Source organism: Fodinibius saliphilus, assembly GCF_005869845.1.
GTDB classification, from domain to species: domain Bacteria; phylum Bacteroidota; class Rhodothermia; order Balneolales; family Balneolaceae; genus Fodinibius; species Fodinibius saliphilus.
Map to the genome: position 1 here is coordinate 282,992 of NZ_VAWF01000001.1, position 15,381 is coordinate 298,372.

Annotated in this window: 8 protein-coding genes; 4 read left to right on the plus strand and 4 right to left on the minus strand. The window is 40.9% G+C overall.

The window, feature by feature from the left end; genetic code table 11:
- The first annotated feature begins 129 nt into the window (after positions 1–129).
- Positions 130–1,608 carry an IMP dehydrogenase gene (gene guaB, locus FCN14_RS01215; RefSeq protein WP_138429266.1) on the plus strand — a complete coding sequence of 493 codons (1,479 nt, stop codon included), beginning with the start codon at positions 130–132 and terminating at the stop codon, positions 1,606–1,608.
- Between the two features lie 67 nt (positions 1,609–1,675).
- Here guaB and FCN14_RS01220 read toward each other — a convergent pair whose 3' ends face one another.
- Positions 1,676–2,758 (minus strand): LptF/LptG family permease, encoded by a 1,083-nt coding sequence (locus FCN14_RS01220; RefSeq protein ID WP_138429267.1) that lies wholly within the window; start codon positions 2,756–2,758, stop codon positions 1,676–1,678.
- Positions 2,751–4,178, minus strand: coding sequence for an LptF/LptG family permease (locus tag FCN14_RS01225; RefSeq protein ID WP_138429268.1), 1,428 nt, complete (start codon positions 4,176–4,178; stop codon positions 2,751–2,753). Before FCN14_RS01225 ends, FCN14_RS01220 begins: the two co-directional genes overlap by 8 nt.
- Positions 4,179–4,482: 304 nt before the next feature.
- On the opposite strand from FCN14_RS01225, the gene sov reads away from it, so the two are divergent.
- Positions 4,483–11,637: a T9SS outer membrane translocon Sov/SprA gene (gene sov / locus FCN14_RS01230; RefSeq protein WP_138429269.1), complete on the plus strand. Its 7,155-nt coding sequence runs from the start codon at positions 4,483–4,485 to the stop codon at positions 11,635–11,637.
- A 107-nt stretch (positions 11,638–11,744) separates the two neighbouring features.
- Here sov and lnt read toward each other — a convergent pair whose 3' ends face one another.
- Together lnt and rsmI are read right to left on the minus strand one after the other, a co-directional pair.
- The gene (gene lnt / locus FCN14_RS01235; RefSeq protein ID WP_138429270.1) at positions 11,745–13,316 is read right to left on the minus strand and encodes an apolipoprotein N-acyltransferase; all 1,572 of its coding nucleotides are present in this window, start codon (positions 13,314–13,316) and stop codon (positions 11,745–11,747) included.
- Entirely contained in the window at positions 13,313–13,996 is a 684-nt protein-coding gene (gene rsmI, locus FCN14_RS01240; protein WP_138429271.1) for a 16S rRNA (cytidine(1402)-2'-O)-methyltransferase, read from the minus strand. Before rsmI ends, lnt begins: the two co-directional genes overlap by 4 nt.
- Positions 13,997–14,209: 213 nt before the next feature.
- On the opposite strand from rsmI, the gene FCN14_RS01245 reads away from it, so the two are divergent.
- Both FCN14_RS01245 and FCN14_RS01250 read left to right on the plus strand, forming a co-directional pair.
- Positions 14,210–14,602 carry a VOC family protein gene (locus tag FCN14_RS01245; RefSeq protein ID WP_138429272.1) on the plus strand — a complete coding sequence of 131 codons (393 nt, stop codon included), beginning with the start codon at positions 14,210–14,212 and terminating at the stop codon, positions 14,600–14,602.
- Positions 14,603–14,691: 89 nt separating this feature from the next.
- A complete protein-coding gene (locus tag FCN14_RS01250) occupies positions 14,692–15,372 on the plus strand; it encodes a nucleotide exchange factor GrpE (protein ID WP_246043073.1) in 681 nt (226 codons plus the stop codon).
- Positions 15,373–15,381: the final 9 nt, after the last annotated feature.

A 15,381-nucleotide genomic window follows, 5' to 3' on the forward strand; every position in this document is an offset into this window, starting at 1 on the left:
TGGAAAAAACAATGATAGTGTGAGCCGGCTTGTGGAGTGATATTATCTCAAAAAGGGTTAAGCAGGTCGCTCACATTTTTTTTATCTTTGCCCAAACCAGAAATTCAATACTTGCAGACTTTATCAATCATGCAAAATTCCTCCCCTTTCGATCGAATAACTCGGCAAGGACTTACCTATGATGATGTACTCCTTGTACCCGCATACTCAGAAACACTGCCTCGTGAAGTTGACACCAGTGTACAGCTTACTGATAATTTAACATTAAATGTGCCCGTTATTAGTGCGGCAATGGATACCGTGTCAGAATATAGGTTAGCTATTGCTTTAGCTCGTGAAGGTGGTATTGCTATGCTGCACAAAAATATGTCTATTGAGGATCAGGCCGACCAGGTGCGTATGGTTAAACGTAGTGAAAGCGGCATGATTGTAGATCCTGTAACCCTTGGTAAGGACTCTACAGTTCGGGAGGCGCGTGGGCTGATGAAAAAGCACAAGATTGGCGGAATTCCCATTGTGAAAAAGGACAACACGCTTATTGGTATTGTGACCAATCGCGATCTGCGCTTTGAGCACTATGTGGATAAAAAGCTCAGCACGATTATGACAACCGATAATTTGGTTACCGCCCGAGAAGGAACCACGCTTGAGGAGGCAGAAAAGTTACTACAGGAGCATAAGGTTGAAAAGCTTCCCATTGTTGATGATGAAATGAAGCTGGTGGGGCTGATTACCTTTAAGGATATTGAAAAGAAAATGAATTTTCCTCATGCTTGTAAAGATGAGATGGGGCGCCTTCGTGTTGGAGCTGCAGTAGGAGTTACCTCTGATACGATGGATCGTGTTGAAGCACTGGTTGATTCAGGGGTTGATGCAATTACGGTAGATACCGCGCACGGTCATTCCTCTGGAGTATTGGAGATGATTAAGAAAATTCGTCAAGAATATTCGGATCTTAATCTTATTGCCGGGAACATCGCAACTAAATCTGCTGCAGAAGCCTTGGTTGAAGCCGGAGCTGATATTCTTAAAGTAGGTGTTGGTCCAGGATCAATTTGTACCACTCGAGTGGTAACCGGTGTTGGTGTTCCGCAGCTGAGTGCTGTTATGGAGGTGGCAGAGTTTGCTCAAGATGCTGGAGTTGGTCTTATTGCTGATGGAGGCATTAAGCAAACGGGAGATATCCCGAAAGCGATTGCCGGTGGAGCAGATGCTGTAATGATGGGATCAATGTTTGCCGGTGTAGATGAAAGTCCCGGTGAGACGATTATTTATGAGTCACGAAAGTACAAGTCGTATCGCGGCATGGGAAGTCTTGGGGCAATGGAGCAGGGCTCTAAGGATCGTTATTTCCAAGATGTTGAAGATAATATTAATAAACTGGTGCCGGAAGGTATTGAAGGGCGCGTTCCGTATAAGGGATATTTAAGTGAGGTTGTTCACCAAATGACCGGTGGATTACGAGCAGCAATGGGATATGTTGGCGCTGAAAACATTGCATCACTGCAGAAATCAGAGTTTGTACAGATATCTGCAGCGGCTTATAAAGAAAGCCATCCGCATTCGGTTCAAATTACTAAAGAATCCCCAAACTATTCAGTAAGCTAGTTTATTACTGATAAGGAAGCTTATATATACAGGTCTAGGTCTGTCTCAGCTAAGAGACAGACCTTTTTTATTTACGGCTATTGAGAAGTATGCCAATACCCAGAACCAAGAAAATGAGGTGAGGCAGTACTGCGGCCAGCAATGGATCTATTTCCCCTTTACCTCCAAAGGGCTCTATTACTTTCATCATTACTAAATAGAGGAAGCTAACGGTAAGGCCGGCTGCTATATAGAATCCTTTGCCACCACTTCTTTTTACTGATGCCAGGGCAAAACCGACGATCATCACTACTATAATAGAAAACGGATAGGCATAGCGGCCATATAGCTGTACTTTTGGAAGCCCTACATTGCCAGCCCCGCTGCGTTCTATCGATGAGATGTAATTTTCTGCCTCGGGATATGTAAGTTGATATACATCAGATGTTTTACGAGCTAAGTCACGGGGCAAAATATTAAGGGTTGTATCTATCGAATCAATATGAGTTGATTGATAACCTAATGCGGTAAACTTTTTTTCGTCGATCTGTTCAAGTTTCCAACTGTTGCTTTTAGCTTGCCAGATCATCTTTTGAATGTACAATGTTCTGCTGATACTGTCTCCTTCGAAGTTCGTAACCTCAACACGATGACCTACGCTGTCATTGGGATTATAATAATTTATTTTAAAAATAGATTGTTCGTTTTCCTGTCTAAAAATCTGGTTTCGATCTACCCGATTAGATTTACCTTGCAGATATTCTGCTTCAAATGCGATCCGTTTTTCATTGGCATCAGGTATGACATAACCATCAAGGTAACTGATAGATATAGAGGCGATAAAAGCAAAAACAAGGTAGGGAACTAATAGGCGATATAGACTAATACCTGCGGCCTTGAGGGCGATAATTTCTAGTCGCTCGGTCATTTGCCCGGTTAGGTACAGGCATGCAATAAAAGCGGCAACTGGAGTAATAAGCCTGACCATTTCTGGGATATAGTTCAGGTAATAAGTACCAAATATTTGGGCAAAGGTGGCACCTTTGTCGGTAAAATCTTCGCTGTTTTCAGAGAAATCAATGACAATAAAAATAAACACCAGTGCAATGATCACGAAAAGAGTGATGACCAATAACCGGGAAAATATATATTTATCTATCTTTTTAGCCACGATTTTTCCAAAGATTTGAAAATTTAAAGGAAGTACAGAATCGAATAGTCAAGTAAAGACCTATTATCCCCAATAATATATTAGAAAACCACATTCCCGTAAAAGGAGTGATGAAGAGCCTGTCCGCAAGCTTTTCACCTTGTATAATAGAGATCCAATAAAAAGTTAGAAATACAGTTCCGATGAGGGCAGCATACCCCAGATTACCTTTTTTAGTGTACATACCAATAGGTGCGCCAATCAGGACAAAAACGATACAGGCAATAGGTATAGAAAACTTTTTATGTACTTCAACTAGGTATTGTGCAATCTTCCCAATTCGCCACTCTGTGTCTGTAGCTACATCGCTGAGTGTTGATTTATAACTACGAAGCAAAGAAAGTGTGATAGATTTAAGTTGGTTCTGTTCTTTTTTTGTTTCTAGGTATTGCAGGGCAATAAACTTGCTTTCCATAGCTTTACTTGTTGTATCTGTCGTGGTGATACGATCTGGTCTTTTATTGCTTGTGGTATCCTGGAATGGAATAATGTAGGATTTATTATTGATAATGGATTTTTTTTGGGAAACCACTTCTTTTTGCAGGGAATCAACGACAGTCATCATTGCTTCAATATCCATTGTGCGGTCGTTTCGAGAACGGTCTTCCGGATTTGACCTCGAAAAGGCAAGTTCTGAAAGATCAAAGCTTATGCGGTAACGATCGAAAGCAGTTTCTTCAAATACATCAATGGATTTATATTTTTTTCTTCGATCCATTTTTCGAAGGATGGTCCCATCTTTCAGGTAAAGAGTAAGCGTTTGCCCGTCGGCTTCACTGTCAAGACGTCCTTTTTGGGCCTTAATAATTGCTTCTTTTCGATTTTGAGTGGGGTGCTGATAAATCGTGACGTCATGGAGTGAATCTGATTCGTGAGTAATGCGTTTGACCAGAAATGTATAATTATCTATCCCTTCATAAAACTCATTGGGTTTTAAATCAAAACCGGGTTTTTTAAGCCGGATATCTATAAATAATGAACGAGCTCTTTGATTGGCATCAGGTAGTACATCATTAGAGAACCATATCAGAAAGATAGAGAGGAGGGTTGCTGCGGTTAAAACCGGGGTTATAACGTGGAAAGGATTAATACCAGCTGCCCGAATAGCTGTAAGTTCATTGAGTTCAGTGAATTTGCCATAGGCCATTAGACAGGCAACAAGCACAGCCATTGGTACGGCTAATACTACCATAGAGGCAAGGTTGGTTACAATAAGGTCGAGAATGATACCCAAGGGAAGTCCTTTACCGACAAGCATGTCGATATATAAGATCAAGAACTGCATCAGTAGTAAAAACATCAGGGTAAAGAAACAAAAAACAAATGGCCCTATATGCCGTCTAAGTACGTCGAGTTGTAGCTTATTTGGTATAAATCTCATAGTATTATTCTGTTGAAGAACCCTAAAATTAGGCCTATACTCCTATTTTACAAAACAAATTATTTAAAAGGTTCTAATTTGGGCTTTTATATTTTTATCAAAAGTATTTATCCATTATAATATTGCGACGACATTCAGCATAGACCAAATCTATAAGTAAAGAGGAGCTGTTTATAGGAAAACGCTACTACTGATTTATTGACGTAACGTAAATTTATTCTACAACGGTTTCGTGCAGCTCAAAGCAAAGACAATTTATATATTATCTTTTTTCTGCGTTGGAGTACTGTGGCTGTATCCGCAAATGGGTTATTCGCAGCAGGCAGACTCTTTAGGGGCAGTGAGAAGTGATTCATTGGGACAGCTAATTCGTTTGCCCAAAGTCTCCTATCCGTTTCCAGACCAGCCACCCAAGTTGTTTTACGTCTCAATTCCCCAAGAGAAAACATATGTGCAATATGATTCGTCCGGCGTTTATTATAGCCAGCGCTTGCTTTATCAAATGCAGGTGGCCCATCCCTATGTAATGAATTTTGAAGAATATGCTGCTCGTAATAAAAAGAATGCCTTAGAAAAAAATTGGCAACAATTAATAGCTGAACAAGAGTCAAGGACAGACAGAAAAGGGGGATTATTGGATTTTAATCTTGATATCCCCGGGGCCGAAGAATCGGCATTCACAACTATTTTTGGAAAACCTGAGGTAAACCTCAGTATTAATGGGACTGCAAATATGAATGTGGGGGCCTCTATCCAAAAGACAGAGAATACAGAGATCCCTGAAGATCAGCGAACCCAGATTGATCCTACTTTTGAACAGAGTTTAAAGCTCAATATACAAGGGACTATAGGAGACAAACTTTCTATACAAACGGATTGGGATACGGAACGGGATTTTGATTTTATGAACCGTCTGAACATTGTGTATGATGGATACGATGATGAAATAATCCAGCGCCTGGAGTTGGGTAACGTTTCAATGCAAACAGGAAATTCATTAATTCGGGGAGGAAATGCTCTTTTTGGAGTTAAATCTATAGCTCAACTAGGATCACTGAAATTAACGTCGGTACTTTCACAGCAAGAGGGGGAGGGCAAAACAGAAACAATAACGGGTGGAGCCCAAGAAAAGAAAATTTCTATACGGCCTGGTGAATATGAAGCTGACCGACACTTTTTTCTCGACTTTTATACCCGGCAAGAATTTGAGGATAATGTGTCAAATCCACAGCAGACGGGTCAGGCACTGCAGCTCGTCGAGATAAATGTATGGGCACTACGCGAGGCTTCTCAGTCGGTTGAGGGAGAACGGCAGGCTATAGCACTTGGTCCATTGGGGGTTGATGAGGGACCGTCCGGGGGGTTTTCTCCTCCCAATGATGAGGAGGATGATTTTTCTGATGCTCTTCTTAACCAGTATCGAGATCCTGCTGAAGGGGTTTCAGCCTCAGATTTTGGCGTAGATCCTTCTCAATTCGTGGAAGGGTATTTTGTACCTATGCAGGAGGGGGTTGATTATGAGATACGACCGGATCTGGGATATATCTCGTTAAAAAGGAATTTAGGTGCCCGACAGGCGTTGGCGGTATCCTTTAAGTACCGCGATTCCCAGAGTGGTAAAACAATAAGTATCGGTGATGTAAGTCAAGGTGGTGGAGGTCGCATATATCTGAAATTACTACGTCCCCAAACAGTGACAACAACCAATGATTTGTGGGATTTGATGATGAAAAATGTGTACTCATTAGGTGTTGCTAATATTACGTCTGACGGCTTGGATATTGATGTTAAATTTACGGAACAGAATGTTCCCAGTAGTTCGCTTCCCGGCCGAAATACGATATTATTACAAGATTTAGGATTAGACCGTGTAGATCAACAGGGGGCATTAAATCCGGACAATAAAATTGATTTTAGTACGAATGTACTAAACCCTAGCACAGGTAAATTGATATTTCCCTATCTAGAACCTTTTGGTAAACGGATAGAAGAGTTGCTTACAGAGGCAGGGCTTGGTAATGATAGGATACAGGCACTTACATTTGATGAACTATATTCTGAAAAAAAAGTAAATGCTAACCAAGAATCGAAAAATAACTTTTACGTCGTTGAAGGAACATCAAAAGGAAGCACCTCGGCTAGTTACTCTCTTGGTTATTCATTAGTTGAAGGATCAGTAAAAGTTTTTGTAAACGGTCGTGAACTCCAAGAAGGTACTGATTATGCCGTAGATTACTCCATTGGAAGTATTACTATTTTGAATGATCAGTATTTGCGGCAGGGGCAAGAGATTAAAATTGAATATGAAAACAATCAGCTTGCACAGATTGGCCAGAAATCATTTACTGGTATTAGGGCAGAGTATGAATTTACTGATAATATCTCATTGGGTAGTACCTTCTTCAAGCTCAAAGAAAAGCCTCTTCAAGATAAAATACGTATTGGTGATGAACCGGTTAATAATTCGGTTATTGGAGTCGACGCCAACGCCCAGTTTGATACGCCTTGGTTAACCCGTTTGGTTGATGGCATTCCTTTACTACAGACCAAGGCACAATCAAGTATGTCTTTCAGTGGTGAATTTGCCCAGCTTCGACCGGATATTGCTCAGACTAGTGCGGTAAGTGATGCTATTGATAACAACAGGCTTTTTGAGGATGAAGAAAATGGTCTCTCTTTTATTGACGATTTTGAAGGCTCTGATATTGGTCTCAGCTTCAAAAATCCTTCGCGTTGGTACTTAGCTGCCGCACCGGCTGCAGTACCGGGATATGGACCTGATGAAACATTTTTCGAAGGCAATCCTCAAGGAGATCCAAGTAAGAATTTAGCTGATAAAATTGCTCGTTCAGATCTACGCAGTCAGCTAGCGTGGTATAGTATTCCACAAAACGTTGATCAGATTCTGGGGGGCGTCTCATATACGCCTGAATCAGAGCCGGTAAATGTAACTGAAGTATTTCCAAATAGAGATGTGTTGACGGAGGAAAACTTCATCCGAACGATGGATGTATATTACGATCCTACCGAACGCGGACCTTATAACTACAATAATAATCTAAAAAATCTCTTTGAAAGTGAAACAGAACGTACCTGGGGGGGGATGACAACCACTCTACCTTCGGGTCAGGAAGATCTTACCCAAAATAATATTGAGTTTTTAGAATTCTGGGTTCAGTCGGTGTTGCCTGATGGAAAAAGCCCTACGCCCCAGGATTTACAAGATTATGAAGGTAAAATATACATTGATGTTGGAGTGGTATCAGAAGATGTAATACCCAACTTTAAGACTAATACTGAGGATGGATTAGTACGAAAACCAAATGATCTGCAGCAAGATAATATTGGAGGCGACTCGCGTTCATATATACCGGTGCCCCCACCAGCTCCAGAGGGCCAGTTTGCTAATGAAACACAAAAGGAAGCCGATGTAGGGCTAGATGGGGCCCCCAATTCCGGAGGCATTGATAACATGAATGAGAAAACTCTCTTCTCCGATTTTATTAATAATGTTCAGTCACAATATGGAGGAACAAGCGAAGAATATAATAAGGTAGTATCGGACCCTTCCAATGATGATTATGTTTATTATGGACAAAAAAAGGTAGATGACAAGCCGCTTCATGAGCGATTTCATCGCATGTTTGGGTACCATGATGGAAACTCACCACCTAGTGAAGGTGATAAACGGGCTGTAACCAATAAGCCTGATACAGAAGGTCTAATTACCTCTTCAATTGTTGAACAAAATGATTCCTATTTCCAGTATGAAGTCGATTGGAATCCCGCAGATTTTTCTGAGCTTGAGCCAGGTACAGAGGGAACCTACATTGTTGACAAAGTAGATGGGACAAAACAGCAAGATCGGTGGTACCAGGTTCGTATACCGCTGGAGGAATGGGTTCGTAAAGTTGGGGGGATACAAAATTTCCAGAATATATCATATATCCGTATCTGGCTTTCGGGATATGAGAAACCATTTACACTTCGTTTTGCAACTTTTGAGCTTGTAGGTAGTCAATGGAGAGAAGCTAAAAATGTAGGTAATGAGCAAGGTCCGTTGCAGGGCGAATTTAATATATCATCAGTAAATATTGAGGAAAATAGCCAGCGCGAACCTATTCCTTACAGGCAACCTGAAGGGGCAATACGTGCAAAAAATCGTGGACGCCAACGACAAACTATTGAAAACGAACAATCTATTGTAATGGATGCTGAAAACCTGGCCCCAGGGGAATTGTTGATGATGAAGAGAGTGTACCCCGGGGGACTCAATATGATCAATTATTCAAATGTGCGTATGTTTGTTCATGGAGAGGGGTATGAGAATAGAGAGGATGCTGAGCTGGTAATGCGTTTTGGTACCGATCTTACAAATAATTATTACGAATACCGCCAGCCTATATCACCTACAAATAAAAATTTCCCATTTAGTTCAAAACCTATAGGTGAGCTGACTGAAGCTGAGCTTGACCTTGAGGCTGAACAAGTTTGGCTCTACGATAAAAACAGCATGAATATTTTGTTACGAGCCTTTAATGAACTCAAGCAATTACGAGACCAACAGGGGGGAGATACAGGGGAAATCTTTAGTTGTAATGATTGCAGTAAACTGTTGAAAAAGGCAGTTCCCGGGGCTAGTATCGCTGTCAAAGGAAATCCTTCTTTAGATCGCATCGGCGAAATAGGAATGGGGATTCGCAATCCCTTTGACCCACAAAATCCCTCGGAGGGCGGGGTATCGTCGTTAGATGGGCAGTTTTGGTTTAATGAACTTCGGGTATCCGGCTTTGATAATAAAAAAGGATGGGCTGCAAAGGCAAAAGGACAAATACAGTTTGCTGATTTTGCAGACTTTAATGCTAACTTTAATCGCGAAACAGATGGTTTTGGGGCATTGAGCTCAGGGCTGGGGCAGCGTCGCCTTTCCGACGTCTTGGCTTATGATCTTAATTCAACAGTCAATATTCATAAATTTATTCCTGAGAGATTTGGTTGGAAAATTCCGGTATCTCTTTCAACTCGTCAGTCATCTTCTACACCTCGATATTTACCTAATGAGGGTGATGTTCGACTTTCTGAGTTTAAGAATGCGGTAAACTCAAGAGATGATATTGATGAGCAAGAAAAAGAACAGCTAATAAATCAGAAAATTAAGGAAAGCCAAACAGTAACAGAAAACTATTCAATAAATATATCGAATGTCTCAAAATCTCGTTCAAAATCTACTTTTGCCCAATATACATTGGATAAAACGACATTCAATTATGTTTATAATACTACAAAGCGCCGGAACCCCCAGTACACTTTTCAAGATAATTGGAATTATAGCAGCTCCCTTCGTTATGATGTAAACTTCCCCAATACTCGGCTATTTCGGCCATTTGGATTTCTGGGCGAGGTGCCGCTATTGCACCCGCTAGCGGGGCTTAGGTTAGGGTATACACCGGCTTCTATTAACGCTTCGGTAGGTATCGATCGTGAGTACGATGAGCAATTACGCCGGTTAACGACAGGTGAGACTGAGTCCACACCGCAACAGTCACATAGTTTTACTTATGACACCGAATTTGGGTTTGGATATAATTTAACGCCTTCTATAAAAACCACTTTTCGTAGTCGTTCTGTATTCGATCTATCCAGAGCCGGAATAGAAAGTGACGGTTCAGAAAATCCACTTTCTGATTCTACGAAATATTCGGTTAGACCGACATTCGATGTACTTAATGATGTTGTATTTGATACGCTATCATCTCGTAGGAGGAATTATGAAGAAGGGTATACTGCCGGCTGGCAGCCTCGACTACGATCTATTGAGGCCATTAATTGGATGAGTTATTCTGCCAACTATGGAGGGGGATACCAATGGAGAAATAGTTCAAGAGGCTCGAAACTGGGTGCTAATATCTCTAATAATCTGACATTAAATCAATCGCTTGACTTTGATATTAAGAGCTTGCTCAATAGAATAGATTGGTATAAAAACCTGCAGAATGGAGGTGATAATTCGCAACAGCCGGCTGTAAGTGACACTTCAAAGGCTGGATATTCACAAGATGATTTCGGTGAAACCTTGGCTAACATTGGTAAAAAAAGTCTGGCAGCACTGCTAAGTATACAGTCGTTTGAGCTTTCTTTTGATATTTCTAAAAGTTCACGTCAGAGTGGGTATGCAGGGAATTCACAGTTTTTCCAAATGTTCTCGCGTTCGGGACAACAATACTCTCCGCCTTTTTCATATCGTACGGGTTTTGATGATGATATCGGAACTGCTCAACTTATTGATAACCCTAGTGATAATTCGAGTTTACAGTTACCTTCTAACCGTAATTTATCGGATAACTTGACCGTGGGTTCTCGGCTTCAACCATTTAAAAATTTATCTATTGATTTGAGCTGGAATTCTGAATGGCAAAAGAATAGAACTACGACGATTACTATTGATCCCAATGACAATATGAGTACGGTCCATTCTCAAAATGGAACCATCCGTTCCAGTGTTTGGGCTTTTGGTGGGGGGTATGAAGCTTTTTTCAAAGCACAATTAAATACCGCTTTCCAGGATATTAACAGTGGAGCTACCATTATTAGTGATTCGACGGGGAATAGTGATGGCCGTTCTGTGCTTGGTCGTATGACATTGCAAGAAGATTTTCGGAGGGCCTATTTAAGTGTTGGAAAGGGGGGGATTGGCAAACAGCATTTTACCCCATTTCCTTTACCCAATTGGCGAGTCACCTTAACGGGATTAGAGTCTGTTATACCCTTTTTGGGCAATCTGATGTCACGCGCGTCACTTACGCATAACTATAGTGGTTTGTACCGTTTGGGATGGGAATTCAATTCTGATCAAAGTCAACTGCCTCCCCTTTCAATCGGTGCCTATTCGGTTATTAATCGTCGTCCTAAGTACGATCCCAATAGCATTAATGTTGAAAAAAGGTTTAGCCCTTTAGTGGGGTTAAATATTACCTGGAAGTCTAACCTGCGTACCAATTTGCAATATGAGCATAGCAAAGTGACAAGCCTGACATTATCAAACTCTACGGTTACGGAACGTATTTCGAAGGGGTTAAAGCTTTCCCTATCCTATACGATTAGAGGCTTTAAACTCCCATTTTTTCCACGTATCGACAATGCAGTAGATTTCAGCTTAAATGGAAGTTATCTAGAAGATGAAGAAAAGAAATATCAGCTCAGTTCTGACCTTGATGAAGCATTAACAGCAGGCCCTGATGATATTGTAAAGGATGCTGGAAGAGCAGATTATTCCGGCACCGTTACAGGAGGGCAGTCACGAATCAGAGGAGCAGCAGTAATTGGATACCGTTTTTCACAAACTATACAAGCCAACTTTGAATACAATTATAGTAAGTTGATACCCAAAACTTCCGGAGTTTACGGTCGTACCGACCACGATATCCGTTTTAATATTGTGGTGTCTATTCGTTCTAATTAATGGGTCAAATATTCTGGGCAACAACTTCGAGGGTGTTAATACACTCGAGTAAAAGTATGAGTTCAGAGGTAGCTTACCTTGGTAGCCAGGCATGTTTTTAAAAGCTCTTAAGAGTCTTTATTGAGAACAATAATTCCAATACTAATTGCTGAAAGAGCCATCATCAGATAAGGTAACCAATCTCCAAAGCGGGTATAAAATGTTTGAGATGTTAATACCGGTATCTTATATCGAAAGGCTTTTTGTTGCCAGTAGGGGGTTTCTATCTCTAATGACCCGTTGGGGGCAATAATGCCTGAAATACCGTTGTTGGCACTGCGTACAACCCACCGGTCAAATTCGATGGCTCGCAGACGTGCATAAGCAAAATGTTGTTCATGGCCACTGGTATTTCCCCACCAACCATCATTGGTGATGATGGTCAAATATCCAGCTCCTTTCTGTACATACTTCCTGATCCAACTGGGGTATACAGAATCATAACAGATAAGAGCGGGGGTTTTAGTTACGCCAACAGTGAACTGATTTGCTCGGTACCCTTTGCCATAGCTCTGATTTTGTGCCCAATCTACCCATCCGAAAATATCTACTGTATTGAGGAAGTGAACAAAAGGTACACGCTCAACAATAGGTACTAAATTATGTTTGCGGTACACATCGATGGTACTGTCGGGATGGAAAGCAAGGGCCGCATTAAAGGGGAGAAAAGGACCATATTCTGAACGATAAGGAAGTGCTGGTTTTTGGTCTTCTTGGTAGAATTCATAAAATGTTGCTCCACTGATAAGAGTCGCATCCCAACGATCAGCTGCTTTTTTTAGCTGCCCCTTTGTATAATTTGATAGTCTGCTGTAGGAACTGATATTGGCAATATCAGACTGGATAGCATTTTCAGGCCACACTACCAAGGCCGTACTATCGGTACGCAAAGAATCGGTCATCTGCAGAAGGTGGTCGTGAGCTTTGAATGAGTTTTTAAATCCACCATACCGGTGATAAGAGTCAAAGTTAGGTTGTACTACTACTACTTCTTGTTTTGTCTGGGGTTCTGTTTGTTTTTCAAATAGCAAAAAGCCTAGCGAACAAAGTGGAAAAAAAAGAACAGTAACAATACCAATTTTTAGGCTTTTATTATCAACGGTTTTGATAAACTGGTACATAAGAGCCGTGCTGAAGATCACCCAGAAAGAGATACCCCAGAATCCGGTTACCGAAATGTATTGAACCAGTTCAGGAGCGTTAGACCAGACATTTGCTATTGTTAGCCACGGCCATGCTAAATCCCATTGGTGATGCAGGTATTCAAAGCTGAGCCAAAAGGCTGTTTGAAGCAGGGCGATAAGCCAGGGAGCTATATCCTTTTGTTGTACCTTATACTGTAGCATAACGGGAATAGTCATAACTGCACTGTTGGCCAATATTGCAGCTATGCCACCCCCTATAGTAGCCATTACTAGCCAGTATGTGGTAATAATATTCCAGATCAGAAAAGCTGGATAGGTCCAATAGGCTGCTGAACGAACTGAGTTAGATAGATCTATAATACGAAAAATCAGTAAGAAGGCCGGAAATACCAGGAATGGCATAGGTACCGGGGGATAACTTAGTCCCAGCAAGATGCCCGATGATATTATTAAACTCCATTTCGAATTCCAGAAATATTCTAACGATGATTTCATTCACTATAACTTTTTGGGGCAATGACGACTACAATCTCGCCTTTGATTTCATCTCTTAACTCAAAAGTATCGGACAGGTGTTTGAGTGATCCACGGACGACCTCCTCAAATTTTTTGGTAAGTTCACGACATACAGCTGCCATACGGTGGTCTCCCATATATTTTCGTAGCTCACCGAGTAGTTTTTTAAGCCTGTAAGGACTTTCATATAATATAATTGAACGCTCTTCATCCACCAATTGCTTTAGCTGCTTTTGGCGCCCCTTTTTTTGGGGCAAAAATCCCTCATAAACATATTTATCGCAGGGCAGGCCACTGGCTACTAGTGCCGTTGTTGCTGCATCCGGACCCGGAATGACGGAAACAGTGTGTCCCGCTTTATATGCTGCTCTTACGGCCAAAAATCCAGGATCGGAAATTCCTGGCATACCAGCATCAGAAATTATTGCTATATTTTGTCGTGCATCAAGTATATTGAGTAGATGGTCTACTTTTTGATGCTCATTATGAGCATGAAAAGAAAAGGTTTGGGTATCAATACCCAAGTGATTAAGTAAAACGCCTGAAGTTCGGGTATCTTCACAGGCAATGTAGGTAACCTTGTTTAAAATGGTCTGAGCACGCTCAGATATATCTTGAAGGTTTCCAATAGGGGTAGCAACAATGTAGAGTGTACTCAATGGTATCGGATGATTATTATAGTTGTATTTCAGTCCCACAGAAAGTAACAAAAACTAATACACTATTTCGACTACCGGACTAAAAACGTCAGGCTGAAATTTATGCCTAAAAAGACTATACTAATGTTTGTAATTTTTTATGAAATGATGACACTATTATTTATTGTTAATTCGGTTTTAAACAGCTATTAACCAACAATTTTTTAAAGTATTATGGTAGATTTTAATCCGTCTGGACTTAATCATATCACTATTCGTGTAAATGAAATTGAACGGGCAGAAGAGTTTTATGGAGAAGTATTAGGCTTCGAACTTATTCGAAAGATGGGTAAAAGTATGGCTGTCTACCAGGTAGGTGAGGAGGATACATTGGTATTGGTTGAGGCCGAAACCAGCTATGACCCATCATCACGCGATTACCGTGTAGACCATTTTGGCTTTTACCTGGAGTCGGAAGAAAAGGTGGACGAGATGGCCGAATATTTCCGTGAACAGGAAATATCTATTCTTAGTGGACCTGCTAACCGGAAACGTGGGCGTTTTTTATTTGTTTCAGATCCGGACGGAAATATGATTGAGTTCTTTTACGAAGAAAATAAGAAGTAACGGTAAAAGAGTGTCTTTTTTGTCTTAGTAGTAAATATAACTGACACTCTGAAACTTTTTATTACAACGAACTGCATTCTCCCGTAACTTTGTCACCAGATAGAGGGTGGGATAGCTGTGGCACGTTATTTGCATTTTTCAGCACAAAGAAACAGACAGCATTTAAAACGATAGAAATAGAATACATGAGCGAATCGAACGAAAAAGTAACTGAAGAACAAACAACCGATGAAGAGCAACAGTCGGCAGAAGAACAGCTTTCGAAATATGAAGATTATGGAGCTGGTGAACTTCGTGATTTGTTAGTTGCTCGAGATAATGAAATTGAAGAATTAGAAAGTGCTCTCCAAGAATCAAAAGACTCGCATCTACGCAAAGCTGCTGAACTCGAAAATTACCGAAAGCGGGTTAAGCGGGAACGTTCTCAGGTCTATGAGCAGGCCCGTGCGAAAGCTCTAGAAGATTTTCTTGATATTAATGATGATCTCCAACGTACATTAACTGCAGCGGAAGATCTGGATGTTAATGAAACATTTATGGATGGTGTACTTTTGGTAGCTAATAAATTCAAAGAGGTGCTCGATAAGCACGGTGTTGAACGAATTGATGAAGAAGGAGTACCTTTCAATGTAGATCTTCATGATGCTATGATGCGCCAGAAACCACAAGACGATGATATTGGCAGTGATGTGGTCCTTAATGTCGTGGAAAGTGGATATCGCATTGGAGATCGTACCATCCGTCATGCAAAAGTAATTGTAAGCGAATAAATTTTTAGG